Origin of the sequence: Stenotrophomonas sp. AG209, assembly GCF_003550055.1 — a bacterium.
GTDB lineage: Bacteria > Pseudomonadota > Gammaproteobacteria > Xanthomonadales > Xanthomonadaceae > Stenotrophomonas.
In genome coordinates, this window is the sequence record NZ_QXDB01000002.1 from 211810 (window position 1) to 237499 (window position 25690).

Sequence of the window (25690 nt, forward strand, 5' to 3'; positions counted from 1 at the left end):
CAGATTCGCCCGATAAAGCCAGCTGCTCGCACTCCACGCTGATGCGACGGCAATGCCGGCACTTGCGCTCAATCCAACGTTGAAAGATCACTGCCTGCGCATCAAGGAGCAGGTCGCTGCCCCAAGTAGTTGCGAGTAAGCACTATCGGCTCGGTCAAGCCCGCATATCGCGCTTGCACGATCGGCGCCATTAAGACCGAAAGACAATGTCTCTCATGGCCGCCCATCCTCTGCAAAGAAGCTTGTTTGGCTTCATTCCGGAGCATAGGCTGCGGGCGTCCAGCGCTTGAAAGAAGGCCCCAAGCTACCGCTGCTCTTTGTGGAGACAGGGAATCTGCAGCAAGTGGGACTTCCGACTGCCGAACTTGCAACAGCGCCCGGTCAGGAGCACAGTTCGTGCATCAAAGGGGGATGGGCAATGGAACGCTCGCAATTCACTATTGATCGCACACTGTATTCGGACGAGGTGACCGCTCGCGCGGCGCATCGCTATACCGACAAGTTTGGGGTGGAGATACGCGGGCAAGGCGCCAACCTCACCGTTTTCTTGTGGTCTCTGGACGGCTCTAATTTGCCAGAGGACCTCTGGGCCCGGTTTTCCCGAGACTTGCTGGACGAGCGCCTGCGAGCGGCCGTGCGAGCGGAGACGAGCGGACTTCAGCAGGAGCTGCTTCGTGCAGCACTGAACCAGGCACAGCCGGCGGTGCCCCATGTCGAGGTTTAGGCTCGCTGAGGCTTTCGCCGGCCCATCGGCCTACGAACTGTTGCCTCTACGGTTCAGACGCCTTCCCTGGGACGAACACCGTGCTTTTGTCTCGTCCATGGCAGGCGACTGGCTCCTGATGAAGATGGAGGACGTTCAGTGCCTGGTGACCCACCAGTTGCCGACCAACTCAGCCCTCTTTGCAGATTTGGAAGCCCGGCACCTGGCCGTCGCCGGGATCGACCGAAGCAGCTTGGCGCCCCTGCTCAGTCAAATTCGCAGCCGAAAGTCCTACCTGATGGGTGGACCCGCTCTCCACATCTTCGTGGTGTCGCTGCGCTGCCACCACACATGCAATTACTGCCAGGTGTCCCGGCAGGAGACGAGCGCCACTGCGTTCGACATGGAAGGTACGCACGCCGAACAGGCGGTGGAACGGTTGTTCGAATGGCCGAGCCAAGAACTGACGATCGAATTCCAAGGAGGTGAGCCCCTGCTCAATTTTGAGCAAGTGAAGGCCATCACCCGGCGGATCGTCGAGCGAAATCAGAGCGCCCGACGCACCCTGCGCTTCGTGCTGGCATCCACCCTGCATGACCTCACCGACGACCAGCTGGCGTTTCTGACCGAACATCGCTTCAAGCTCTCCACCTCGCTGGACGGTCCCGAATGGCTCCACAACGCCAACCGCCCCCGGCCCGGCCGCGACAGCTATCGGCGGACTGTGGAGGGGATTGAACGCGCACGCCGTTGGCTCGGAGACGATGGCGTCTCGGCGCTGACGACGCTGACCCGCCAGAGCCTCGAGGTTCCTGAGGCCATCATCGACGAATACCGGAAGCTGGGTTTCCACAGCATCTCCTTGCGTCCATTAAGCCCCTACGGGTTCGCCACCAAGACGGCCCGCCGCACCGGCTACCCCACGGAAGACTTCCTGGCCTTCTACCGACGCGCATTCGACCACTTGCTGTCGGTGAACCTGGCCGGCTACGCCATGGAAGAGTCCTACGCGTCTCTCCTCCTCTCCCAGCTCTTCACGTCCTTCGGGCACGGCTACGTCGATCTCCGATCGCCCTCCGGAGCCGGGTTGGGCGCCGTCATCTACGACCACGACGGGCGGGTCTATCCGTCGGACGAGGCACGCATGCTGGCCGCAATGGGGGACGATGCCTTTGCCTTGGGCCACGTCAGCCAACCGGTCAGCCAATGGCTGTCCTCGCCCGCCATGGCCCGCTTGCTGGACGCCGGGGTCGCCGAGGCCCTACCCACGTGCTCCGACTGCGCGTTTGTGCCGATGTGCGGCGCCGATCCGATCGAGCACTACGCCCGCCAGGGGGATCCCATCGGCCATCGGCCCAGCAGCGACTTCTGCCAACGGAACATGGGGCTCTTTGATTTTCTGCTGGAACGATACGAGAAGGCTGACCGGAACATCCAAGCGTTGATGCGCTCTTGGGCCAATCCGAAGCCATCGGTAGAGGACGCCGTCCATGCTGCCGCTTGAAACCAGAGCCGAGCTGGCTCCGTCGGCGAAGGCCAGCCTGCTCAAGGTCGTGTCGCTGGCAGAGTTTGCCCAATCAGCACTTCCCTTCGAGCGCTTGGCTCTGGACCTGCGGGACGTCCCAGCGGACCACGCCAGCAATGAGCTGCTAAACCTGCCTTGGGGTGCAGTCTTGCCCTCGAGCGGGTTGCGCTCACCCGGTAAGGCCCCTCTCGTTCACTTGGAAGGTCCGCCGGGTGTTTGCAAGCCTGGAGACGTGGTGGAGCTCAATCCCCTGCAGAAGAAGGTGGCGATCCGATATCGGCGTGGAGACACCGGCAATGTGTTGTTCGCCACCGAGCGCTGCAACAGCTACTGCCTGATGTGCTCTCAGCCGCCCCGAGACGTTCAAGACGATTGGCGGGTGAGGCACCTCCTGGACCTGATTGACCTCATCGATCCGGAGGAACCTTCGCTGGCGATCAGCGGCGGGGAACCGACCCTGCTAGGTGACGGGTTGGTCGACGTGGTGGCCAAATGCGCGCACGTGCTGCCCAACACCCACCTGCACATCCTGTCCAACGGCCGAATGCGTGAGCCCGGCCTGCACGCGAAATTTGCGGGCCTCCATCCTAACCTGAGCTGGGGCATTCCGCTCTACGGAGACCGCTATGCCTTGCACGACTACGTCGTGCAAAGCGAGGGGGCGTTCGCTCAGACCCTTCGTGGGCTTTACGCACTGGAGGCCGCCCAGCAGCGGGTGGAGATCCGAGTCGTGTTGGTCAAGCCCACGGTCGAGCGGCTGGCACAGCTGGCCCGCTACATCTGGCGAAACCTGCCCTTCGTCGAACACGTTGCACTGATGGGCATCGAGCCCATCGGCTTTGCCAAAGCCCATCAGCGTGAGCTTTGGGCCGATCCAGCGGACTACGGTGACGTCCTGTCCGAAGCGGTAGGGCTGCTGGCCGCGGGCGGAATCCCGGTCTCGCTCTACAACCTGCCCTTGTGCGCGTTGGACCGATCGCTTTGGCCCTACGCCGTGCAGAGCATTTCGCCTTGGAAGAACGACTACCTACCCGCCTGCGAAACCTGCTCGGTTCGACAGCGGTGCGGCGGCTTCTTCTCGTGGGTCACACCGGCTTGGACCAGCCGGTCCATCTCTCCTGTCCTGGAAACCTGATCATGTCCAACGCACTGATGATCGTCGGCGCCGCCACCTTGGGAACCCTGGGCACGGAGCCGCCCAAGGGCCAGTCCGAACTTTCCAGGCTCTCCGAGTTGGACGGGAAATACGCGACCGTCCTGAGCACCTCGTTGAATGCAGGCCGGCACAACCTGTATGCAGGGCACCGCAGCCACAGCTCCCATCGATCACACAGTTCCCATCGCTCCCATTCGTCCGGGTCGGGAAGCTCGTATCGCTCCTACACCCCGCCACCGGCGACCTATACCCCACCGCCCACCCGCTACACCACGCCAGCGAAACCGGCGGCGCCCGCAACTTCCCGAACCACCGGGAGTGGCGCCAGCCATTTGAACAGCTACCCGTCCCAGAATCTGGATCCAGCCACCCGAGCAAACTCGAGGTCTACGAACAACCTGACCTTGGAACCTGGCACTTACGAAAAGCCAGTCACGGAGGGACGGGACGCCGATGCGCTCAAGCTGCTCATCATGCGCGTCCAAGCAGCGCTCTATTCCAAGGGCTACGATCCGGGCGCCATCGACGGGGCGCTTACCCCTGAAACCCAATCGGCGCTGCGCATGTTCCAATTGGCCCACGGCATTCGAGCGACAGGAACGATGACAACTCCGACGCTCGACGCACTCGGGGTGCGGCTCTAATCAGCACGCCGGCACCATGCCGTGGCTTCCGCCTAATGCCAAAAGCTGACCACACACCAGCGTTCGTGAAGCCCCCCCTTCCCCGGGGAGCCTTGCCTGACACCCCGTGAGGTCGAGACCAGGATTGGATTGCGCATTACCCAGGCCATGGCGTAAAGGCACACGGTGGAGCGCTTCGCTTGGGGGGCACACTCTCATGGCATCCGCGCGCATCGATCCGGTGAGCAGGCTCTAGAGCCTTCCTCTGGGGCGCAGAGCTTAGGCCGGAATGAAACTCTTAACGGTTCATGGTGTAAGGTTGACCCAACTGGCTCCTCTCTGGCGCGAAATCCTTCGCCCCTGTGTCTAGCCCCTCTCAGGTATGACACATGACACCCTCGACCGCTTTCCGGATCCTTCGGATTCGCCCTTTGCTGCGCCTGAATGGAACGATCGAGCGAGTGGAATCCCTACAGGCCAAGTGTGGCTCGTGTGGGGACGAATCGCGTATGTCGCGTGGCCAAGGCCTTACCGATGCTGTGGGGGGGGTGGAGCTCACCTGTCCCGCATGCGCGGTGACGGGGATTTTGACCGTAGACCAAGCGTGGGTTCTCTGGGGAGAGCAGATGAGAAAGGACAGGATCCTGGCGCTAGCGGGGCTGGTGCCCGAAGATCTAGATCGCACCTAGATCTTGCATCACCGCCTGCCCATCGCGCAGCAACGTCGCCAGAAGCCGACCACCAGCCACCTGCCGCCCTACCCGCGCGTTAAGCCAAGTGGCCTGGATTTTGCCGGCTGCGAGGACATCGGCTGGGGCAAAGCTCTCAGGCCTGCCGGCCAAGGGTTCTCCCGGCGAGGCCAAGCCGCCATCAAGGCACTGAACAATGGTAGGTCTGGTGCTGTCGTTCTTGGCGTACGCAGTTGCCATCATCCGACCATTCCTGGGCGACCAGCCCCCAAGAACCAGCTCAGTCCCGAGATGGTCAATCGGTAGGCGCGCTTCGGCAGCTGCCCTTACGTAGTTCGGCCACAGTTGGTCCAGCACCAAGCCCAGCTCCGCGGAAAGCTGTTCCATCGTGAAATCTGCGCGGAAGCTCGCCTGAAGCGCCAGCTCGTAGACACGAAGAAAAAACTGCGTAGACCCGCGTGCGGCCATCACGAGATTGTGCTGCGGAATCAGGAGCATTTTGGCGCCCGAGGAGTGGGCGCCGGTCCGGGCATCCTCTGCCAGGGTGTCAACAGCAACGAGGAGCTGGCTAGGGCTCAGCAAGACGTTGAGAATGCTCATTGTGTCTGCCTAATGACCTAGATGGACTATCTCTCGTATTCATCCTCAAGTCGAGTCCGCTATGACATACACCCTGGAGCAACTTGCTGAACGCCTGCACGCATGCGAGGTCGACTTAGAAGCGCATCGGGGATACCTCAAAGCGATGGAGTACGCACTCGGCGCGACCATCGCCACCCACAGTGATCCGCCATCATTGCGCCGGATCTGGGACCTGATGTTGGTGGAAGCGGCGGACACTCATGCCGGCCTCGATGGCCCGATCTTCACCGCTGCCTTTCAGCAGTCTCTTCGGATGCTCACCGAACAGATATCCCTGATGGACCCAGGCCCTACCAGCCAGCGCCCAATAGATCAGTAAGGATCTGCTCCAGCTTGGTGGCCGCCTCCCGCTGAGAGCTGACCTTGATCGAAAGGCCGCTTTGAGCGGGACCAGGACGAGTCTCAAACCGAGTGATGGTTCCACCCCCGTTTCCATCCACCTCCACTCTGGCGGTTATGATTCTGCCATTGGCGCTGAACGTCCAATCCTGGAAGGCGTGCATTTCTATGCTCGAAGCTGGGTTGTGCAGAATAACCTGCACCAACCGGCTCTAGGGCCACCCGGCTCGACAAGCCGCCCCCTGTTATGCGCCCAATCGCGGCGTTGTCGTCCTTGCTCGCGTCTCAAGATCCCGCACCGCACCCTCGTTATCGCGGGGATCTTCGCCGCAGGTGCCATCAAGCGCTCCCGCATTGAAAGCAAACCCTCATCCTGAAACGAACCCCAGTTGCGCCCTACTACGTGCCCACGGCGCGCACTAGGCCTCGGCTGGCTCTCGGTGTCGGGCAACGAGCTCGGCGAGCTGCTCCATGCCCGTCACGGGCTCAAACCTGCCCTTCAAACGCTGTGAGAAGTTGGTCCAGTCCGCTCGAACCAAGGTCTTCAAACAGGGAGTGGACACCCGCATGAACAGCAGAGGCTGATCGGAGAAGCGAAGCTTTTGGACAGCACCTCTAGCGAGCTGCACAAGCTCTGAGTGGATGTCCAGCGACTCCACATAGACCATCGTCGCACCTACCGCGCTGGCGGTCCCCTCAAGGTAGGTGAAAAAGCGGCTTCCATCGAAGCACACAACTGCGCGCGAACCACATGCCTCATTGAACTCAGCGCCGGCTGCCATCAGCTCGGCAATCCGCACTTCAGTCAGCTCCTCTACTGCTGAGCTTACAAAGACAACCGAGCAATTGAGCATGCCTAACAACCTCGAGTTAAGGCGTCAGCCTACGCCGCGCTTTGTGCTCTGGGTGTGCAGGAAGCAAAGGCGAAAGCGAGAGGTCACTCAGTCGCGGGACCTTCACGCTCGCGCAACTATTCTCGCCGACGCCGCTCAATGCTGAGCGGTCAAGAACGGCATCGGACTCTTCTTGCGCAACTCGCAGGAAGCGATCAGCCCAGAGTCATCGCCACTGCATGATCAAGAGCAATCCCCTCCACGCTCCGCCCTTCGAACTAAACTCACCTCAATTCGTCTGGAAAACCAGGTTCAAGGACAAATGTGTCTATACCGGATGCGGAGTGGGTCTTCCCGGGCGAATTGACAGCGATCACCGTGCCGAAGTCCACGCAACCAAGCAGGCGCTCGCAGCCCAGCTTGCGCATGTTCGGCTCTCGCAGTGCCACGAGGTGTTCGTCAGGAACACGACTGCCGCATTGATCACCGTCCACCATTTCCTGTCCCAGGCGGCGGAGAAGGATGCTGTCTTCTTCCTCTGCGCAACTGCTGAGGTTGCCGGGGAGATCATGGCGACACTCAACGTGGATGACAGACCGGCTTGAAGAAGGAAACTAGCAGTGGGAGATGAATCAGTTTACGGGATAGTGAGAGCTCGATAGCAGTTAAGCCTCAGATCGCAAATGGCTTGACACATTTTCAGATCCGCTACTCCGTATACCTTGCCAAGCTTCAGACGCATGGTTAGATGCTTCCATCTTCAACGGAGGCAGCAACGATGGGCAACGTTCGCGGTAACAAGAAAGAACCACGCTTAGCTAGCGATTGGCGGCAGGCCACCGAGGCCATACCAATCTTGATCGTCGAACGGAACGAAGCTTCCGTCATGGGCACCGATGCATTGATCGCGGCGGCCCAATCGGGGCTCAGGGACGCCTGCGAGAACTGCCGGACGGCTTTGATCGAGCATCGAAGGGAGTAGGTGGCCATCGCCGCCGGCATCTTTCGCGAACCGCTGAAAAGGGGCATTTGCCCCCTTTGATTGTTGTCAGAAGCTGCCGGCACGCCTTACAGACTGGTGGCCCGCCACACGCGCCCGATCAGCCCGCCCATGAGTGGCGCAATCGGGAAGACGGTGTAGAGGGCGGCCAACGCCAGCGGCGGGACAGACACGAAGAAGTTGCGTTCCGACTCGATCAGGCCAGGGTAGAAGATCCCTACACCGATGCTCGCCAGCTGGACGACCACCACGACCAGCGTGCCCATCAGTGCCCCCTTCCAAAAGCCCCCGCGCCTCGGTTCCAAGAAGGGATTGACCGCCCTGGCTGCCCGAACGCGCGCCGCCCGCCAGTTCAGCACGTAAAGCAGCAGGAGGAGCGCCAACACGCCGACTCCAGCCGAGAACGCCGCCACAGCCTGCCAGGCAAGCCCAAGCTCTCCAGAAATTTCTGCACCGCCTACGAAGGCGAGCAGGCCAGCGCCTCCAAGAAGGACCGTTGCGGGTGCGAGCAGGGCCCACTGCATATTGGACGCGGTCGAGTGAGAGCGAACGTGGACATTCATGGAACCTCCAAATGAGCGAAACCGAGGGCGGGTTACAGGGGCCGATCAGGGCTTCTTCTGCGCATCAACAAGCAGCCACTGCCCTGCCCGCTTTTCAAACACCAGATCCGCTCGCGCCGGCACGGGTGCAGGACTCTCCTTGAGCTGGCGACCGCCCTGGAAACCGATCACATCGAGGGTGCCGCCCGTGACGCACGTCGTTCGTTCGGGCCCGCTCGGATGGCAGTCGGCGTTCAAGTCCTCCCAGCCACGCACTTCCACGCGCTGCCCTAGCTCGGCCACCAGGTTTTCGTTCAAATACTGCTCATAACCCTTCGCCACCTGCTCCATCGACGGCCCTTGGTCCGCCTTGCTGCATGCGGCCAAGCCGACAATGGCTACTGCAGCGGCCACCATTCCACGCTTCATGCACCTTCTCCTAGGTTCTTAGTGACGTCCACTTCGATCGTTTCGTTCCGATAGCCCAGGCTCACCTTCTCGACGGTCACGTCCATCTTGGGCTCCGTGCCGTCGACCCAAACCCGATTGACCGAGAAGACCACGCGGTCGTCTTGGAACGAGCGGCCTTGCCGCGCGAGATTGGCCGCTTCGGCGGGGTCCATCCGAATCAGCAACCGGTAGCGCCCCGCGTTCGGAGGGCTGGACACGCCGGTGGGCGTCTTGCGGATCCAGGGGACGAAGTTCTTTCCCGTGACACTCAAGCCGGCAACCGAGATCTGCGGCATCGGCACGAACACTTCCATGACGCCCCGATTCGCGTTGTAGCTGACCCCACCCAGCGCTTTGAAGTTCGGGCGAACGGCATACCGCCGAATCCCTTTGAACCGCTCCAGCCGGGCGTCGAAAGCAGGCCCGAAGCGCTGCTCGATCACCGCCGCAGGCGGCTCTGCCTCTTTGCTGCCGGTCGTCCTCTTTGCGGCCACCCACGCCTGCCGCAAGCACCACTGCCGTTTGTCAGGCCGCAACTGGTAGGCGGAATGGGCCATGGCCAACAGGCCCATGTCGCACATGTCGATCCCTTGTGCCCCGGTGGAGGACAGCCCTTCGCGCAGGTGCTGAGCACCCTCAAGGGTGTCCTCGTCCAGGTCCCAGTAGATGCCGAGCGGCTCGGCGTACAGGGGATGGGACACCTTGGCCTGTGACGCGGATTTCCCAGAAATGGCCCCACCGATCTGCCGAAGCAGGCCCGATGCGGTCGTGGGTTCGGCGCTGACGCCCGTCGATACGGCCAGCGCGAGCGCGCCAGCCAGAACTGCCCCGTTCTTCATACAGCCCCTCGTTCCTTTGGATGGACTTGCCACATACTTACGTGGCACGTAGAGTCTACCCGGGGCGTAGGCCTTGCGTCATGATCGGTGCATGCTTGCACTGCATCCGTTCAGCCTGTGACTACGCCGACAACTCCGCGAGCGATCGTGGCCGCGCGCTTGCGCCAAGCCAGGATCCTTCGAGGCTTCAGCCAGCGCGAAGTGGGGGTCAGGATGGGCCTGGACAAAGACACCGCATCGGCTCGCATCAGTCGCTATGAAAGCGAGTCGATGACGGTGAGCCTGGAAGCACTGTTTGAGCTTGCGCAGGCACTGGACGTGCCGCCGGCCTACCTGCTGGCGACGACGCCGGCGATGGCCGACGCCATTTTGGCGCTGGGCGTTCAAAGCGAGGCCCAGCAGGCCAAGCTTTCTCAAGCCCTGGAAGAGCTGACCGCACTCCCCCCTGGAAAGCGAAAGCAGGCCATTGACCGCCTCTTGGCAGACCTCGAACCTTCATAGGCTCCTTCCAGCGAGCCGGTCTCAGCGATTGCGACGGCAACAGGTGATAATCCGCCCGGTATGGACACGGGGGATACGGGATGTTGTTTTCATCTACGATCAGCGATCGCTTTCAACGGTTCAAACTGTGGTGGTTCATCCAACCATTGACCGTTCGGGCTTACTGCAGTGGGGCGGCCCTCATGGGCATCGCCCTTCTTCTGTTCCGCTTTGCTCCGAAGGCTTTGGCCACCGACGTCATCACTTACGCGGCCAGTTTCTTCTTTGCAGTTGGGTTCCTACGTGAAGCATTTCTCTGGCTCTATCCGAAGCTCCAGCTGCCACTGGTCAAGTTGGCTGTCACAGCGATGAGCGTTATGGCGCTTGCCGCCGCAACAGGGATCAGCCGCCTGGCAGTCAACGATGGCACCGGACAGGATCCTTCTCATTTTCCAACTGCAGTAGCTCTACTTGTGCCTTTCGCTTTCGTGCCGATCATCGCCTTCGTGATTACGGTTTCAAGCGGCCTTTCAGCCATAGGCATTCTCATTTGGGCTGCAGGAACGTCCCCTTGGGGGAAAACGAAGAGGAGCGACTTTGACTATTTGATGCTTTGCTCACGCATTTTTGCCGCAGCAGTGGTGTCCATCGTAGCTGCGTTCGCGATAGGAGACTCACCAGTAGCGCCGTCCTGGATGAGATCAGTGGCCCGCCACACCGCATTTGCGCTCGACCTTTATAGCGATACTTCGTGCGCCGTACATCCGAGTGATCGGTTTCACCGCATCAACGATGACATCGTGATCTTGGGGAGGATCACACCCGACGGTCCACGCTATGTTCGCCGCAGTTGCCCCTTACAGGCCGAAGCGGAGGCGCCTGAGCTGCCTCTCCTTGGCCCTCACCCCAACCTCTAGACAGGGGAATACGATTCCAGAAAATCGGCGAACTCCTCGTCTTGACAGGCCAGTGCTTCGAGCCGAGGCTCGCCCTCCTCAATGCACGCACCGGCCTTGAGAAGCATCACCGCCACTTCCTGCTTAGTTTTGCTACTTAGATCGCTTGCCCATGCAAGCCACACCAGAGGAGGCTGGTCCATCTCGTCGTAGGTGTAGGGGTAGCCGTCCGGCTCTGCCCCGACTTCCAACATCGCTGCAACCATCTCGATATCGCCATGGGAGCACGCGTGGTGGAACTGCGGGAACGGTAAGGCTCGAGCGCGCACTTGGAGTTCCAAAGGCAGCCGGCTGATGAGATCGTCCATCTCCTCCATGGCGGCCCGGGTTTCATCGTCTCGCTGGATCAATAGGCTGCAATGCGGATCGCAAGCACTGCGATGCCCTTCAGCACCCACGTCATTGTCCATCTCGTTGCTCATCGACGCTCAACCAAAGACGTTCCCGGTTGGAACGCCACCATGGTGGCAAACGGATGCTGTAGGGCTCCAAGTGGTCAGTGGTGCGTTATCGAGACATCTGTCCCGACAATGTCAAAGCGCGATCAGGACACTACCAGGTGCGATTCCCTAGACGTGGACGCGACCCGATGCTGAAAAGATCTTGCCAAAGCTGCGTTGACAACAACTTCCGTGGCGGGGGGACTTCTTCCTCGACAACGCGATGGCGCGATTAGTCCCCCAGTCGCCCTTGCATTGTTCCGGCCGTAGTGCAGGGTCGTCCGTAGCTGAGGTCAAGCAGCGGAACCTCAGCCCCTTCAGAACTGGGCTTCGTTAGGACGTTGCGCAACGGAGCTATTCAGCTGATCAGCCCGGAGCGGTATGTTCCGGGAGCGCACGGCCTCGCCGCAGGCGGGAGCAGCATGCTCCAGATCAAGGACAAAAGTGCAACATCTTCATAGACATCAATGACTTAAGAACAACCTCCCGCCTATGGACAGCTGCGAGATTGCCCAAGTAGGTGTCATTCTCGTGGGCTTGACATAGGTCGTCGGCGGCACGATACTAGGCGCTACCGATGACCCGGGTCTGCCCCATTTGCAATGGGGATGAAGGCAGTAGGCCATGACCCAGGACCTGAAGGTCGATGACAACGAAGGTTGGCCTGCGAGCCGCAGCAGGTGGCTAATACGCCATGGCCAAACCCTTTTGGTATCAAAGATACGTCGTTCGTCTGGTTCCTGCATAGCCTTACAAACGGATTGTCTCCTTAGACTCGGCTGACGGGCCGAGTCTAAGGAGTATTGCTATGAGGATAATCATGGATTTGGACTCTTACATCGCGCAGGTCCAGCAGCTTATTCTGACCAACATTGACCCGCGCCGTGGGCATCTAACTGTCGCATCGCTCGGAGAGCGCCTTAGTCGGGCGAATCTTGAGGCGTCTTGGAAGGATTTCCAGTTCAGGTCATTTCTTCGCTTTATTGAAGAACTTCAGCGGCGCGGATTAATTCGCTTACTTCAGACGGATAAGAAGGCCTGGGCTGTCGCCCCAACGGACCTCTCGAGCCTCCCAGCCTCCGTGGCGCAGAAGAGCTATAACCCCCTGCGCAAGGCAGTGTGGGCCGCCTTTGTTTTCAGCAGCCCAACAGGTCGACGTTTTTTGCATCGAGCGACTGGAGCGATTCGACTCGGTCTCGAGGTCTCCCCCACCCCAATTGACGAATGGGTCGAAATTCGTCCAATTGCTGACACTGAGCAAAAAGCTTGGGCACGCGAGTTCGCCGATGCTCATGTCTCAAAAGATGAACATGTTAGTCTGGCGCTTGAAGGGCAAGATTGGCATAAATCATTCCCGGTCGCTCTGAGCGAACACTCGTCCTTTAAGCTTCGCATAGAGTGGAACCGGTGCAGATCTTTAAAGGTATCCTCTGCAGTCGAGACTTGGGGACTAAGAAACTCGGTTCCTCTAGAGCTTCTGTTCGTCTCGCCTGAGATCGATTCTTTGCCGCAGCCCGCCCGATCCGGAAGTTCGCTCGGCTGCCTAAGCGACCAAGAAGCCCGTCAGTGCATCTTGTCAGCACTAGCAAACCTGACTACAGAACAACTTCTCGCTATCCCACTGCCAAGCAGCGTGCTGCTTGAAGCAGCCAAGAAGCATTTTAGTATTCCGCGCGGCTTGCATTGAACGCGCGGAATAGAAATGGCTCACATCATCTACGTTGGGCATCCCGCAGAAAACACCATCCCGGGGCTAGCGGCTTGCATTAGCGGCTTCTTCGGTTCGGCAGCATTCAAGACCGCCAATCCAGAATGGTCTTATCGAATGGCATGTTACGAGGCGAATAGCGCCTTGAAGCCTACGAATTTTTGCTCGCTCGTAGGGACCAACATCGGCCCGGTTCTGTTAATCAGGCCAATTCGAAATGATGACTACGAGGAGATTCAGCGCCGCCTCGGAGGAAGAACGCCGGTAAGTCTACATGACGCTTACGACAGCGATTCCTTTGAGCTTGCGTGGATTGACGTAAAGCAAGCCCACGATAATGGCGAACCGCTGTTCCCTGCCAATGTCATTACTGCACTACTTCTCATGAACAAGCTTGATGCAGAAAGAAGGTGGTCGGGCCACAATGACAAAGGCTATATGTGGGCAGATGATCTACCGAATGGGCGGGGCTTTGATGAGAAGTTCACTCAGTACCTGGGTCAAGTTATCAACCTTCTTTTCCAATCCGGGTTAATTATCAACAAGATCAGCAAAGGAAAGAAAAAATGGGCACTTAACCCAGAAAAAAGACGTCAAATCTACAATATATTGAGAAAGCGGAGCTTTCAAGAGTTCGACACCGACCTTGCTGGCAAGTTATCTCGAGGAGCAGGGAGATATTCTGTTCGAGAGCTAGACTGTCTTGGAGATTTTTTAGATCGCGAGCAGACGGACTGATCCATAGAAACCAAGCGATCAATCCAATTGCAAGAGATGTTTGACCATCTACCTGAAGATGTCAGCACGGCCAATTTTGCTCAGCTTTTCAAGTCATATCCTCATTTACGACGCGTCGCCACGTTTTATCGTTTCGCTGCTCTACGAGCCGCCGCCAGCCCAGCAGACAATAGCCTAAACGCCAGGTCTTGGAAGGGCCTGCGGTCTTCCGTGCTGGTCCAGGGTTGCCGCAACGCCCGGTTGAGTGAAAGAGGCTCCGCCAGAAGCTGAGGGTGAAAGCGCCCCAATCCTCTGATGCGTCCCTCTGCAGTAAAAGCCCATGGTAGGTCGCGCTCCAGGCCGGCAAGCCCGAGCTTCTTCAAAACCTTCACGACATCTTCCAAACGCTCGGCAAGGACTTCGCTTTGGAAGCGCTCCGCCCCGCCGCAGCGCACAACCGACGACCACCTGTAACGCACACCGTGCTTGTTGCTTCTCGCCGCCCGATGCTCGGGAACGACACCTTCTCCACGGAGTCGACGCTTCTTGAGCGCCTCTTTAGAGATGCCAAGCATGTACGCGGCAACCCCAGGACCGACCCACTCAACTCGACCGGCTTTCGCTTTAGCCAACTCCAGCTCTTCTGCCGGGGTCAGTTCGATTGGTTTGGGCTGGCCCGGAGGCCGTCCTGGGCGCAGGCCCATCAACTCCGCATCCGGTTCCGTTGCAGTCGTCATAACGCCTCTTTGTTGGGGGCGAAAGGCCGCACCGAACAGCCCGTTGCTACTGCTGGCGCCCAACGCGCCTCCAGATCGATGGCCCGTTGGGCTGCCTGGGCTTCGGAGAGTTCTTGCATCACCACTCTCAGCACTTTGGCATAAGCGGCGTGGTAGGGCTCACGCGTCTCCCCGTCGACCCAAGCCGCCTGCAGGGCCACCTCGACTGTGGCATCCCAAACGTCACCCCGCTCAAGCGCACCGCTCAGCACTTGGTCTTTCACCACCAAGACATGCCCCGCCACCAGGCCATCCACCAATGCCCACTCATGGGTAACCACGGCAACGTCATCGATCGTGGCCAGCGTTGCGATACGCCCCAACTTCTTCTGAAGCCGGCTCGCGTCGTCCCGCGCCTGCCGCAAGGCCAATTCGATTTCCAGCTCACGGACCCGTTGCTGGGCTGCGTCCAGTTCGTCGATCAGGCGACGCTCTTTGACACTTCGCCCCACGCGCGAGGCCTGCCAAGCAACGAGTTCGGCGTAAGGGTAACGGACGTGCTCGTTCGCCCCTCCACCAGAGCGGCCGGCGCCTTTCACAAAGGGCGGCCCTGCCGGAGGCGTTCGGCGGCGCCACTCGCCAAGCGTGTCGAAGTGCACCCCCAGGTAACGCGCCGCTGCCTTGGTGCTGATGGTCGGAGGCGGGAGGCCCGCGGCGGCTTTGTTCAGCTCAGCATCCAGTGCCGCAGAGCGCAGCTCCAGGTAGTCCTCTTCTTTGCGCTGGCACTCCATTGGGTCGCTCCTTACTGGGCGTCGCGCCGGTTTCTTGCTGAGAAAATGGAGACTGGGGCATCGCCGGACTCGTCCAGCCGAGGCTTATCCGTCCCCTTCAAGCGATTCCAAACACGGGGACTCGTGGCCACCATGTGCTCTTCAACCCGGCCCATGGCCTCTCGAAGCTTGGACCACTCCTGCTCGGTGTAGCGTTCGGAGACAGCAGCCATGCGATCCTCACCTCGCCCCAACGTTCTGTGGTGGAGCAGTTGGGAGACGATTCGGCTTTCGCCGAACAGGAGGGCGGCGTAACGGCCGAGCGTCCGGCGCAGATCGTGGAGGGTCAGCCCAATGTCCACCTCTGCCCGCAGATCGAGCAACCCCGCGTCCCGGCGCACGTTTGCCACGATGCTCTTGCTGTCCGAGTAGTGCCCCGTCGTGCTGCGATCTGATCGGGCGGGGAACACGAACATGGTTTTGGCCCGCGAGCGGCGTGCCCTCTCCACCTCTTTTTCCAGCCGGTCCAGCAGATCCCGGCGCGCACGCCTAGCTCGAGCGGCGTCCAACACTTCTTCTGCGTCCGCCAGGTCTTGCTTGAGCTTGGTTTCGTCCGCGCGCTCGTCGTAACGCCGCTGCAAGATCTTTTCAGCAAAGTAGGCCACCGGCAGGTAGCGCTCCTCGCCATTCTTGGTGTCAAACAGGTAGACCTGAGAGCCTGCCCGCCTCGTGTAAGGGTTGACCTCATCCGGTGCTGCCAACCAGACCCAGGACACCTCCGACTGGCGCAGCTCGCCCGGGGAGCACCGGTCAAACCAGCGCAGGGGAGCGGCCTCGCCGCGGCGGGTGCCCCAGAGCAAGGTCAGCAGCAAGTAGTCGGCGCCGGTCGCGTTCAAGCCACCCTGCTCGTCCCGTCGCGCCAAGATCACCTTCAGTACCGTGGGCAGCGTCTCGTCCCCCAACGGATTGCGCACTTCCGCGCGCTCGTAATGCCGGCGCAGCGCTTGCGAGTCCCGCAACATGTCGTCGTCGTGGATGACCTGGAACGGGTTGTAGCGCAGCACCGGCTCCCGCTGCTGCTGAGCCGCCGCTTTGCGTTCCCGCTTCAGCATCAGGTCGACCGCCCTCTTCGCGTCTGTGAACGCGTGCTCGGTCGACGCCAAACCGGCCGCTTTGACTCGCTGGATGTACTTCCCGGTCACGCCCAACGCTTCGAGCTGTTGCGTGGAAAGCGCGGCCCAATCCGGCTGATCAGCCAGCGCTTGGCGCATCGGGGTGGGGATCCGGTTGGAGCGCACCATGGACGATCGCCGTAAGCTGTCGAACGCACGGTGGATGTCCTTGTCCAACAGCTGAAGGATCGGCTTGTCCGCCAGCCCGACTTCCGGACGAGCAAACCGCGCCAAGCTGTCTTGGATGGCCCGGATGCTGGCGGGCTTAGCTTTCTTGTTGCGAACGCGCTTCTGCAGGTCCTCAACGTAAGCCGCAAAGCAGTCCGCCAGCGTGAGCCCCTTCAGCTCCGCCAGCTGCTCGGTTCGGGCCTCTTCCTTCGAAGGATGCTCGCCCGTTTCTCGAACGACCGCCAACTTCCGTCGCGCCAGCTCGTAGGCTTGCTCCGGGCCGATGTCAGTGACGCTGCCCAAGGAGAACCGACGAACCCCGGCTGGGCCACGGACCACGACTTCATAGGTGGTGCGGGTGGTGCCCACGTAGAAGCCAAAGCCCGTTGGCGCGCCCTGATTGCCGTCCAGGACGCGGTAAGGCTTCCCGGCGTCTTCGGGCAGTCGAGGGGCGATGACCACCCTTCCCTGCTTGCCTTCGACCGGGCCTTTGGCCACGCTCAGTTCGCAGATTTGGCGGTAGCTCAGCTTAAACTTGGTGCCTCGGCGACGCGGGGCCTCTGCCTGCGTCGCAACAACCGTATCCATGGTCGATCCGCCGTCTGTCCGTCGCAACATCGATTTGATCCTCTTTGAGTGATCACCGCAACTGCGGCGCAACGAAGAACCCCGTTACTTGCCGTCAGCTGCCGGGATCGACCGCTACAAACCGTAGGAAGTTCTCTTGCAAACCACTGATTCAAAAGCGAAACCGTCTGCATCGAAGGCCAGTGCAGAGCACACGCCCCTCATGAAGCAGTTCTTCGCAGCCAAGTCCGACTACCCGGACCTGCTGCTGTTCTTCCGCATGGGCGACTTCTACGAGCTGTTCTACGACGATGCGCGCAAGGCCGCGCGCCTGCTCGACATCACCCTGACCCAGCGCGGCAGCTCCGGCGGCGCGCCGATCCCGATGGCCGGCGTGCCGGTGCACGCCTACGAAGGCTACCTGGCACGGCTGGTGGCGCTGGGCGAATCGGTGGCGATCTGCGAGCAGATCGGCGACCCGGCGCTGGCCAAGGGCCTGGTCGAACGCAAGGTGGTACGTATCGTCACCCCCGGCACCGTCACCGACGAAGCGCTGCTGGACGAGCGCCGCGATACCCTGCTGATGGCGCTGTCGCGCACGAAGCAGGGCTACGGCCTGGCCTGGGCCGACCTGGCCGGTGGCCGCTTCCTGGTCAACGAAGTGGAAACCGACGACGCGCTGGAAGCCGAACTGGCCCGACTGGAACCGGCCGAGCTGCTGGTACCCGACGAGGAGAACTGGCCGGAGTTCCTGCGCCAGCGCACCGGCGTGCGCCGCCGTGCGCCGTGGCTGTTCGACGCCGACAGCGGCCGCCGCCAGCTGCTGAACTTCTTCAAGCTGCATGACCTGAGCGGCTTCGGCATCGATGACAAGCCGCGCGCCACCGCTGCCGCCGGTGCCCTGCTCGGTTATGTCGAGGAAACCCAGAAGCAGCGCCTGCCGCACCTGACCTCGATCGCGATGGAAACCGCTGGCGAGGCGATTGCGATGAACGCCGCCACCCGCCGCCACCTGGAACTCGATACGCGCGTCGACGGCGATACCCGCAACACCCTGCTGGGCGTGCTCGACAGCACCGTGACGCCGATGGGCGGGCGCCTGCTGCGCCGCTGGCTGCACCGCCCGCTGCGCCTGCGCGAGGTGCTGATACAACGCCACCATGCGGTGGAAACCCTGATCGACCGTGGCAGCGACGCCGACATCCGCGAGCAGTTCCGCCGCCTCGGCGACCTGGAACGCATTCTCACCCGTGTCGCGCTGCGTTCGGCGCGACCACGCGATTTCTCCACTCTGCGCGATGGCCTGAACCTGCTGCCGGCGGTGCGCGAGGTGCTGGCGCCGCTGGATTCACCGCGCCTGCAGGCGCTGCATGCCGCGCTGGGTGAACATGACGAATGCGCACAACTGCTGGCCAGCGCCATTGCCGAGATGCCGCCGCTGAAGCTGAGCGATGGCGGCGTGCTGGCCGACGGCTTCGATGAAGAGCTGGACGAGCTGCGCCGCCTGTCCACCCATGCCGACCAGTTCCTGGTCGACCTGGAACTGCGCGAGCGCGAGAGCAGCGGCATTCCCACCCTGAAGGTGGGCTACAACCGCGTGCACGGCTACTACATCGAAATCAGCAAGGGCCAGTCCGACCGCGCGCCGGTGCACTACACCCGCCGCCAGACGCTGACCAATGCCGAGCGCTATATCACCGAAGAACTGAAGGCGTTCGAGGACAAGGTGCTGTCCGCGCGCGACCGTTCGCTGTCGCGCGAGAAGTACCTGTACGAGCAGCTGCTGGATACCCTTGGCGCGCAGCTGGAACCGCTGAAGCAGTGCGCCGCCGCACTGAGCGAACTGGATGTGCTGGCAGCCTTCGCCGAACGCGCGCAGGCGCTGGACTGGGCGCGCCCGGAACTGCAGGCCGAGCCGTGCCTGAAGATCGAGCGCGGTCGCCATCCGGTGGTCGAGGCGGTGCGCGAGCAGCCGTTCGAACCGAACGACCTGGACCTGCATCCGGACCGGCGCATGCTGGTCATCACCGGCCCGAACATGGGCGGTAAATCGACCTACATGCGGCAGAACGCGCTGATCGTGCTGCTGGCCCACATCGGCAGCTTCGTGCCGGCCAGCCGTGCGCTGATCGGCCCGATCGACCGCATCCTGACCCGCATCGGCGCCGGTGACGACCTCGCCCGCGGGCAGTCGACCTTCATGGTCGAGATGGCCGAGACCAGCTACATCCTGCATCACGCCACTGCCCATTCGCTGGTGCTGATGGACGAGATCGGCCGCGGCACATCCACCTACGATGGCCTGGCCCTGGCCGACGCAGTGGCCCGCCACCTGGCCTACCAGAACCGCTGCTACACGCTGTTCGCGACCCACTACTTCGAGCTGACCGCGCTGGCCGACGAGCAGCACGAGGGCGGCCGCAGCGGCATCGCCAACGTGCACCTGGATGCCGTCGAGCACGGTGAAGCGCTGGTGTTCATGCACGCGGTGAAGGACGGCCCCGCCAACCGCAGCTTCGGCCTGCAGGTGGCCGCACTGGCCGGCCTGCCGCGCGCCACCGTGGCACAGGCACGTCGTCGCCTGGCCGAGCTGGAGCAGCGCGGCGGTGAGAGCCATGCCGCCGAGCTGGCGCCGCAGGCACTGGATGCGCCGCAGCAGTTCGGCCTGTTCAGTGCGCCGGCCAGCAAGGCGCAGGAAGCACTGGCAGCAATCGACCCGGACGAACTGACGCCGAAGCAGGCGCTGGAAGCCCTGTACCGGTTGAAGGCGCTGCTGTAACCGCAGCGCACGCCCAAGGCCTCCCGCCTGCCTTGCGGGAGGCCTATCGAAAGGCTCTGCAGATCCGATTCTGCGTTTCAATTGACAGAATCTATCAACCTGAACGAATCATTCGATTATTCATTTCATCCGGCCATAGCTAAAGTCGAGTGAAGATGTTTACCCACGTCTTCACCGCCACCAGGAGCCAGCCGATGAGCCAGTCCGACAACAACAACGCCAAGTGCCCGTATCACAGCGCACCGTCGCCCGAGGAAGGCGCCCAGCAGCAGCGCGAGCTGAGCACCACGCCAAAGCAGAAGCACGGCGATGACCCGGTCACGCCGATGACCACGGCCTTCGGCGCACCGGTGGTGGACAACCAGAACAGCAAGACCGCCGGCCCGCGTGGCCCGCTGCTGATGGAAGACGTCTGGCTGCTGGAAAAGCTGGCCAACCTCAACCGCGAGATCATTCCCGAGCGCCGCATGCACGCCAAGGGCTCGGGCGCGTTCGGCACCTTCACCGTCACCCACGACATCAGCAAGTACACCCGCGCCAAGCTGTTCGAGAAGGTCGGCAAGCAGACCGAGATGTTCGCCCGCTTCACCACGGTGGCCGGCGAGCGTGGCGCCGCCGACGCCGAGCGTGACATCCGCGGCTTCGCGCTGAAGTTCTACACCGAAGAAGGCAACTGGGACCTGGTCGGCAACAACACCCCGGTGTTCTTCCTGCGCGATCCGCGCAAGTTCGCCGACCTCAACAAGGCGGTCAAGCGCGACCCGCACACCAACCTGCGCAGCGCGCGCAACAACTGGGACTTCTGGACGCTGCTGCCCGAAGCCCTGCTGCAGGTGACCGTGGTGATGAGCGACCGCGGCATTCCGCGCAGCTTCCGCCACATGCACGGTTTCGGCTCGCACACCTACAGCTTCACCAACGCCGACAGCGAACGCTTCTGGGTGAAGTTCCACTTCGTCAGCCAGCAGGGCATCGAATCGCTGACCGACGCACAGGCGCAGATCCTGGTCGGTCATGACCGCGAAAGCCACGGCCGCGACCTGTTCGCCGCGATCGAGAAGGGCGACTTCCCGAAGTGGAAGCTGTTCATCCAGGTCATGCCGGAGCTGGACGCGGAAACCTACCGCGTGCATCCGTTCGACCTGACCAAGGTGTGGCCGAAGAGCGACTACCCGCTGATCGAAGTGGGCCAGTTCGAACTGAACCGCAACCCGGTCAACTGGTACCAGGACGTGGAGCAGTCAGCGTTCGCACCGAGCAACCTGGTGCCGGGCATCGGCCCATCGCCAGACAAGATGCTGCAGGCGCGCCTGTTCGCCTATTCCGATGCGCAGCGCTATCGCCTGGGTGTGAACCACCACCAGATTCCGGTGAACGCAGCGCGCTGCCCGGTGCACAGCAACCACCGCGATGGTGCGATGCGCGTGGACGGCAACTACGGCGGCCTGCCGCACTACGAACCGAACAGCTACGGCCAGTGGCAGGAACAGCCGCAGTACCGCGAACCGCCGATGAAGATCCGCGGCGACGCCGACTTCTGGAACTTCCGTGAGGACGACGCCGACTACTTCAGCCAGCCCGGTGCGCTGTTCCGCAGCTACAACCAGGCCCAGAAGGACCGCCTGTTCGCCAACACCGCCCGTGCCCTGGGCGATGCGCCGGACTTCATCAAGCAGCGCCACATCGACAACTGCAGCAAGGCCGACCCGGCCTACGGTGCCGGTGTTGCCGCGGCGCTGAAGGCGCTGGCCAGCCAGCCGTCGGATCCGTTCAAGCCGGCCCAGCCGGAAGCGGACTTCCCCACCGCCACCCCGGGCGCCGAAGACATCGAGCTCTGACCGCCCTCCCCCGTGAACGGCACGCCGCCTCCCCGTGAGGCGGCGTCGCCGTTTTAACGGTCCGCGGCGTACCTTCTGCACGCCCAACCCCAATCAAGGATTCCGCAGATGAGCCTGACCGACGAACTTCTCGCCAAATTGCAGGGCGCCCCGCTGCAGCAGGTGTCGCAGCAGCTCGGCATCAGCGATACCCAGGCCTCCGGCGCGATCAGTGCCGCGCTGCCGGTGCTGATGGGCGCGCTGGGCAACAACGCCTCGCAGCCGCAGGGCGCGCAGGCACTGCTCGGCGCCTTGCAGAACAACCACAGTGGACTGGACCTGGGCAGCGTGCTCGGCTCGGTGCTGGGTGGCGGCGGCGGTGCCGCCAGCGACGGCGCCGGCATCCTCGGCCACATCTTCGGCGGCAGCCAGCAGAAGGTGGAAACCGGCCTGGCCCAGGCCACCCAGCTCGACAGCGGCCGTACCAGCCAGCTGCTGCAGATCCTCGCGCCGATCGTGATGGCCTTCCTGGCCCAGCGTCTCGGCGGCGGCCAGGCCGATGCCGGCTCGCTCAGCCAGGCCCTCGGCCAGGAAAAGCAGCAGGTGCAGCAGCAGGGCGGCATCGCCGGCGGCCTGCTCGGCAGCGTGCTGGACCAGGACGGCGACGGCCAGTTCGGCATGAGCGACCTGCTCAAGCTCGGTGGCAACCTGCTCGGCGGCAAGCGCTGAGGTTTGCAGGCGCCGGACCCGGTCCGGCGCCCTGTTGCCTACAGCGCGTCGATATCGCCCAGCGCGCGGATCAACCGCCGTGCGCGCTTGTCCGGCTTGTGCTCCGGCGGCTGGAACCCATCGCGTGCGGCGATGCGCAGCGCACGCTGCTCGGCACGACGGGCCTTGGAGGCCTCGCTCTCGGCATACAGCTGCTGCGCCGCCGGCGCCGGCCCGCGCTGATCGCTCAGCCCCAGCACCTGGATCTCGAAATGCTCCTCGCCACGGTCGACCTGCAGCTGCTCGCCGACGCGCACCGCGCGTGAGGATTTCGGGCGCTGCCCCGCAACGCTGACCTTGCCGGTTTCGATGGCCTGCTTGGCCAGGCTGCGGGTCTTGAAGAAACGGGCCGCCCACAGCCAGATGTCCAGGCGGACACTGGGCGACAACGGGGAAAGCTCGGGCATTGTTCGCTACTACTCCGGTGGCTTGTTGAGAGGACGCGGGTTGTCCGGATCGGCCCGGCAGCCGGTGCCGCCGATCAGCGGCCGCACGCCGGAGGCCAGGTCCTGGCGCTGGCTGCCGACCAGGCACTCGGGCCGGTCGGTCGGCCGGATCTGGGTATCGCCCAGCCGGTCGTCCATCGAACATGCGGCCAGTACAGCGCTGATCAAGGCCAGCGCCACGCTCCGCTTCACCTGCAGTCGTTGATGCATTGCCACATCCCGCAAACCGGCTTGGTGCTAGTGTGCGCCTCCCGGGATTCGATCACCACTCCATGGCCAAAGCGCCGCTTGACCTGACCTCCGGCCCGATCGGCCGCAATCTCCTGCTGTTTTCCCTGCCGATCCTGGCGGGCAACATCGCGCAATCGCTGAACGGTTCGGTGAATGCGGTCTGGGTCGGGCGCTTCCTCGGCGAGGCGGCACTGACCGCCACTGCGAACGCCAACAACATCATGTTCTTCCTGATCGGCTCGGTGTTCGGCTTCGGCATGGCCTCGACCATCCTGATCGGCCAGGCGATCGGCGCGCGCGACATCGCGCAGGCGCGGCGCGTGGTCGGCACCAGTGCCACCTTCTTCATCGGCCTGTCGGTGATCATCGCCATCGCCGGCTGGTTCATGGCCCATCCGCTGCTGGCGGCGATGGGCACGCCGGCCGCCTCGCTGCCATTGGCCGAGGCCTACCTGCAGATCATCTTCCTGGCGATGCCGACGCTGTACGCGTTCGCCTTCCTCACCGCCGCACTGCGCGGTGCCGGTGACTCGCGCACGCCGTTCCGTTTCCTGATGGTGTCGGTGGCGCTGGACATCGTGCTGAACCCGGTCCTGATCTTCGGCATGGGGCCATTCCCCGCGCTGGGTATCGCCGGCTCGGCCTGGGCCACGCTGGTCGCGCAGACGCTGTCGCTGGCCGGCCTGCTGCTGTACATGCGGCACAAGCGCCACACCCTGTGGCTGGGCCGCGCCGACATGCGCCTGTTCAAGCTCGACATGACCATCCTCAAGGCGCTGGTGGTCAAGGGCGTGCCGATGGGCCTGCAGATGGTGCTGATCTCGCTGTCGGTGATCCTGCTGATGACCATGGTCAACCAGTACGGCACCGACACCGGCGCCGGTTACGGTGCTGCCCTGCAGCTGTGGAACTACCTGCAGATGCCGGCGATGGCGATCGGCGCGGCGTGCTCGTCGATGGCCGCACAGAACGTCGGTGCGCAGCGCTGGGACCGCGTACGCGGCACCGCGCGCCAGGGCGTGCTGTTCAACTTCCTGCTGACCGGCGCGCTGATCCTGCCGCTGGTGGTGTTCGATCGCCAGCTGCTGGCGCTGTTCCTGCCACCGGCCAGCCAGGCGCTGGACATCGCCCGCCACCTCAACCACGTGGTGATCGGCTCGTTCCTGTTCTTCGGCGTCAGCTTCGTGATCTCCGGCGTGGTGCGCTCCACCGGCGCGGTGATTCCGCCGCTGCTGATCCTGGCCGGCTCGCTGTGGGGCGTGCGCGTGCCGTTCGCCGAACTGCTGCAGCCGTACTGGGGTGCCGATGCGATCTGGTGGAGCTTCCCGGTCAGCTCGCTGGTGTCGATGCTGCTGTCACTGGCGTATTACCGCTGGGGTGGCTGGCGCAAGGCGAAGATGATGGGCAAGCCCTCGCACGCCGAAGAACTGGCCACGCCGTCGGAGATTCCGGCCTGCCCGCCCTCGCCGGTGGCCGACCCGGATGCCGCGCTGGAGTCAGCCCCGCCACGGTAGTGCCGGCCGCTGGCCGGCAACCTCATGGACCGGTGGTAGTGCCGGCCGCTGGCCGGCAACCTCATGGGCCTGTGGTAGTGCCGGCCGCTGGCCGGCAACTTCACACCTCTCCGGAAGCATCGCAAAACAGCCGGCCAGCGGCCGGCTCTACCGCTTCTTCTTCGCAGCGTTGAACGTCGCCGCCGCGCGCAGCAACGCCTTCAAGGCCGCGGCATTGGGCATCGCGCCTTCATGGATGTCGATCGCACGCCGCGTGTTGCCCTCGAGGCTGGCGTTGAACAGGCCCTTCGGGTCCGCCAGCGCCGCACCGTTGGCGAAGGTCAGCTTCACCGCCTGCTTGTAGGTCTCGCCGGTGCACAGGATGCCGTTGTGCTCCCACACCGGTGTACCGCGCCACTTCCAGGTTTCCTGCACGTCCGGCAGCGCTTCATGGATCAAGGCGCGCACGTGTGCCAGCGCTTCGCCACGCCAGTCGCCCAGCTCGGCGATGCGTGCATCGATCAGTTCAGCGGCCGGGGTTCCGGCATCGGCAGGGTTCGGTGCATGCGTGGCCATCAGCGGCTCTCGTCGGCAAGGGAATCGGAACGTCGGGGTTACATGCGCTCGCCGGGCAACGCGGCGGCCTGGCGCACCCAGTCGAGGAACTGTACTTCATCCAGCACCCCATCCTGTGCAATGTGCAGGTAGCGCGTATCGGCACTCCTGGACGGCTCGGGCGGCACCGGCGTCAATGCAGCGCCGCGGAAGAACGCCACCTTGATGTAGCGGGTGAAGCAATGGAAGCTGAGAAACCAGCCTGCGCCCGGCGCCACCGCATACATCGGCGAATTCCACTTCACGGCCTTGTGCACGCCAGGCACTGCCTGCGCGATCAGCGCATCCAGCTGTTCGCCGATCGGCCGCTTCCAGTCCGTCATTGCCGCGATATAGGCCTGCACCGGGGCATCGCCCTCGCCCTTGGCAATCTGCGGATTGCCGCCGGACAACAGCGTGGGCGCGGCGGAAGGTGCGGTTCGCTTGGCAGGCATCGCACGGCACGTCCATCGGGATGAAGCCGCAGCCTAGCGCGGCGCGTGCCTGCCGGTCACGGCGCGGTGCGC

28 protein-coding genes are annotated in these 25690 nt (G+C 62.8%); 14 read left to right on the forward strand and 14 right to left on the reverse strand.

What is annotated here, in order from left to right:
• The first annotated feature begins 418 nt into the window (after positions 1 to 418).
• From DFO63_RS12545 to hxsA, 4 genes are read left to right on the forward strand one after another with little or no spacing between them, the layout of a single operon-like run.
• Positions 419 to 724: a hypothetical protein gene (locus DFO63_RS12545; RefSeq protein ID WP_019659236.1), complete on the forward strand. Its 306-nt coding sequence runs from the start codon at positions 419 to 421 to the stop codon at positions 722 to 724.
• Positions 711 to 2207, forward strand: a complete 1497-nt coding sequence (gene hxsB / locus DFO63_RS12550; RefSeq protein ID WP_019659237.1) for a His-Xaa-Ser system radical SAM maturase HxsB — start codon at positions 711 to 713, stop codon at positions 2205 to 2207. The genes DFO63_RS12545 and hxsB overlap by 14 nt, the downstream gene beginning before the upstream one ends.
• Positions 2194 to 3363 carry a His-Xaa-Ser system radical SAM maturase HxsC gene (gene hxsC / locus DFO63_RS12555; protein WP_119007121.1) on the forward strand — a complete coding sequence of 390 codons (1170 nt, stop codon included), beginning with the start codon at positions 2194 to 2196 and terminating at the stop codon, positions 3361 to 3363. The genes hxsB and hxsC overlap by 14 nt, the downstream gene beginning before the upstream one ends.
• Positions 3364 to 3365: 2 nt before the next feature.
• Positions 3366 to 4028, forward strand: coding sequence for a His-Xaa-Ser repeat protein HxsA (gene hxsA / locus DFO63_RS12560; protein WP_119007122.1), 663 nt, complete (start codon positions 3366 to 3368; stop codon positions 4026 to 4028).
• 653 nt (positions 4029 to 4681) lie between these two features.
• Here hxsA and DFO63_RS12570 read toward each other — a convergent pair.
• Positions 4682 to 5296, reverse strand: coding sequence for a hypothetical protein (locus tag DFO63_RS12570; protein ID WP_019659241.1), 615 nt, complete (start codon positions 5294 to 5296; stop codon positions 4682 to 4684).
• Positions 5297 to 5357: 61 nt separating this feature from the next.
• On the opposite strand from DFO63_RS12570, the gene DFO63_RS12575 reads away from it, so the two are divergent.
• On the forward strand, positions 5358 to 5657 hold the full coding sequence (locus tag DFO63_RS12575; RefSeq protein ID WP_065183090.1) for a hypothetical protein: 300 nt from the start codon (positions 5358 to 5360) through the stop codon (positions 5655 to 5657).
• A 439-nt stretch (positions 5658 to 6096) separates the two neighbouring features.
• On the opposite strand, the gene DFO63_RS12585 is transcribed toward DFO63_RS12575, so the two are convergent.
• Positions 6097 to 6531 carry a BLUF domain-containing protein gene (locus tag DFO63_RS12585; RefSeq protein ID WP_019659243.1) on the reverse strand — a complete coding sequence of 145 codons (435 nt, stop codon included), beginning with the start codon at positions 6529 to 6531 and terminating at the stop codon, positions 6097 to 6099.
• Between the two features lie 218 nt (positions 6532 to 6749).
• On the opposite strand from DFO63_RS12585, the gene DFO63_RS12590 reads away from it, so the two are divergent.
• Entirely contained in the window at positions 6750 to 7115 is a 366-nt protein-coding gene (locus tag DFO63_RS12590) for a hypothetical protein (protein WP_119007123.1), read from the forward strand.
• A gap of 139 nt (positions 7116 to 7254) precedes the next feature.
• Here DFO63_RS12590 and DFO63_RS22140 read toward each other — a convergent pair whose 3' ends face one another.
• From DFO63_RS22140 to DFO63_RS12610, 4 genes are all read right to left on the reverse strand, one after another.
• Positions 7255 to 7500 (reverse strand): hypothetical protein, encoded by a 246-nt coding sequence (locus tag DFO63_RS22140; RefSeq protein WP_154081309.1) that lies wholly within the window; start codon positions 7498 to 7500, stop codon positions 7255 to 7257.
• Positions 7501 to 7578: 78 nt separating this feature from the next.
• Positions 7579 to 8073 carry an ABC transporter permease gene (locus DFO63_RS12600; protein WP_231110266.1) on the reverse strand — a complete coding sequence of 165 codons (495 nt, stop codon included), beginning with the start codon at positions 8071 to 8073 and terminating at the stop codon, positions 7579 to 7581.
• Between the two features lie 45 nt (positions 8074 to 8118).
• Positions 8119 to 8481 (reverse strand): hypothetical protein, encoded by a 363-nt coding sequence (locus DFO63_RS12605; protein ID WP_026346942.1) that lies wholly within the window; start codon positions 8479 to 8481, stop codon positions 8119 to 8121.
• On the reverse strand, positions 8478 to 9341 hold the full coding sequence (locus DFO63_RS12610; RefSeq protein ID WP_119007124.1) for a hypothetical protein: 864 nt from the start codon (positions 9339 to 9341) through the stop codon (positions 8478 to 8480). The genes DFO63_RS12605 and DFO63_RS12610 overlap by 4 nt, the downstream gene beginning before the upstream one ends.
• A 147-nt stretch (positions 9342 to 9488) precedes the next feature.
• Between DFO63_RS12610 and DFO63_RS12615 the strand changes: the two genes are divergently transcribed.
• Both DFO63_RS12615 and DFO63_RS12620 read left to right on the forward strand, forming a co-directional pair.
• Positions 9489 to 9842, forward strand: coding sequence for a helix-turn-helix transcriptional regulator (locus DFO63_RS12615; protein ID WP_100049909.1), 354 nt, complete (start codon positions 9489 to 9491; stop codon positions 9840 to 9842).
• 182 nt (positions 9843 to 10024) lie between these two features.
• Entirely contained in the window at positions 10025 to 10738 is a 714-nt protein-coding gene (locus DFO63_RS12620; RefSeq protein ID WP_143568716.1) for a hypothetical protein, read from the forward strand.
• Here DFO63_RS12620 and DFO63_RS12625 read toward each other — a convergent pair.
• On the reverse strand, positions 10735 to 11199 hold the full coding sequence (locus DFO63_RS12625) for an ankyrin repeat domain-containing protein (protein WP_053091850.1): 465 nt from the start codon (positions 11197 to 11199) through the stop codon (positions 10735 to 10737). The two genes, DFO63_RS12620 and DFO63_RS12625, sit on opposite strands and share 4 nt — an antisense overlap.
• Before the next feature lie 838 nt (positions 11200 to 12037).
• Here DFO63_RS12625 and DFO63_RS22000 point away from each other — a divergent pair.
• Entirely contained in the window at positions 12038 to 12904 is an 867-nt protein-coding gene (locus DFO63_RS22000; protein ID WP_143568715.1) for a hypothetical protein, read from the forward strand.
• 15 nt (positions 12905 to 12919) lie between these two features.
• Positions 12920 to 13663, forward strand: coding sequence for a hypothetical protein (locus DFO63_RS22005; protein ID WP_143568714.1), 744 nt, complete (start codon positions 12920 to 12922; stop codon positions 13661 to 13663).
• A gap of 125 nt (positions 13664 to 13788) precedes the next feature.
• Here DFO63_RS22005 and DFO63_RS22010 read toward each other — a convergent pair whose 3' ends face one another.
• From DFO63_RS22010 to DFO63_RS12635, 3 genes are read right to left on the reverse strand one after another with little or no spacing between them, the layout of a single operon-like run.
• Positions 13789 to 14379, reverse strand: a complete 591-nt coding sequence (locus DFO63_RS22010; RefSeq protein WP_143568713.1) for a hypothetical protein — start codon at positions 14377 to 14379, stop codon at positions 13789 to 13791.
• A complete protein-coding gene (locus DFO63_RS12630; RefSeq protein ID WP_053091851.1) occupies positions 14376 to 15149 on the reverse strand; it encodes a hypothetical protein in 774 nt (257 codons plus the stop codon). The genes DFO63_RS22010 and DFO63_RS12630 overlap by 4 nt, the downstream gene beginning before the upstream one ends.
• Positions 15150 to 15160: 11 nt before the next feature.
• A complete protein-coding gene (locus DFO63_RS12635; RefSeq protein WP_049434008.1) occupies positions 15161 to 17056 on the reverse strand; it encodes an integrase in 1896 nt (631 codons plus the stop codon).
• Positions 17057 to 17258: 202 nt separating this feature from the next.
• On the opposite strand from DFO63_RS12635, the gene mutS reads away from it, so the two are divergent.
• The 3 genes from mutS to DFO63_RS12650 all read left to right on the forward strand — a co-directional run bounded on the left by mutS (position 17259) and on the right by DFO63_RS12650 (position 22360).
• Positions 17259 to 19814 carry a DNA mismatch repair protein MutS gene (gene mutS, locus DFO63_RS12640; protein ID WP_259337430.1) on the forward strand — a complete coding sequence of 852 codons (2556 nt, stop codon included), beginning with the start codon at positions 17259 to 17261 and terminating at the stop codon, positions 19812 to 19814.
• Between the two features lie 326 nt (positions 19815 to 20140).
• The gene (locus DFO63_RS12645) at positions 20141 to 21652 is read left to right on the forward strand and encodes a catalase (protein ID WP_182474429.1); all 1512 of its coding nucleotides are present in this window, start codon (positions 20141 to 20143) and stop codon (positions 21650 to 21652) included.
• Positions 21653 to 21760: 108 nt separating this feature from the next.
• Positions 21761 to 22360 (forward strand): DUF937 domain-containing protein, encoded by a 600-nt coding sequence (locus tag DFO63_RS12650; RefSeq protein WP_014036413.1) that lies wholly within the window; start codon positions 21761 to 21763, stop codon positions 22358 to 22360.
• Positions 22361 to 22398: 38 nt separating this feature from the next.
• Here the strand turns inward: DFO63_RS12650 and DFO63_RS12655 are convergent, their stop codons facing one another.
• Both DFO63_RS12655 and DFO63_RS12660 read right to left on the reverse strand, forming a co-directional pair.
• Positions 22399 to 22806, reverse strand: coding sequence for an RNA-binding S4 domain-containing protein (locus tag DFO63_RS12655; protein ID WP_110711637.1), 408 nt, complete (start codon positions 22804 to 22806; stop codon positions 22399 to 22401).
• Positions 22807 to 22815: 9 nt separating this feature from the next.
• Positions 22816 to 23055, reverse strand: a complete 240-nt coding sequence (locus DFO63_RS12660) for a hypothetical protein (protein WP_049446409.1) — start codon at positions 23053 to 23055, stop codon at positions 22816 to 22818.
• 62 nt (positions 23056 to 23117) lie between these two features.
• Here DFO63_RS12660 and DFO63_RS12665 point away from each other — a divergent pair, with 62 nt between their 5' ends.
• Positions 23118 to 24590 (forward strand): MATE family efflux transporter, encoded by a 1473-nt coding sequence (locus DFO63_RS12665; RefSeq protein ID WP_119007126.1) that lies wholly within the window; start codon positions 23118 to 23120, stop codon positions 24588 to 24590.
• Positions 24591 to 24737: 147 nt separating this feature from the next.
• Here the strand turns inward: DFO63_RS12665 and DFO63_RS12670 are convergent, their stop codons facing one another.
• Together DFO63_RS12670 and DFO63_RS12675 are read right to left on the reverse strand one after the other, a co-directional pair.
• On the reverse strand, positions 24738 to 25145 hold the full coding sequence (locus DFO63_RS12670; protein ID WP_119007127.1) for a DUF1801 domain-containing protein: 408 nt from the start codon (positions 25143 to 25145) through the stop codon (positions 24738 to 24740).
• A gap of 38 nt (positions 25146 to 25183) precedes the next feature.
• Positions 25184 to 25618, reverse strand: a complete 435-nt coding sequence (locus DFO63_RS12675; protein WP_119007128.1) for a DUF1801 domain-containing protein — start codon at positions 25616 to 25618, stop codon at positions 25184 to 25186.
• Positions 25619 to 25690 lie beyond the last annotated feature (72 nt).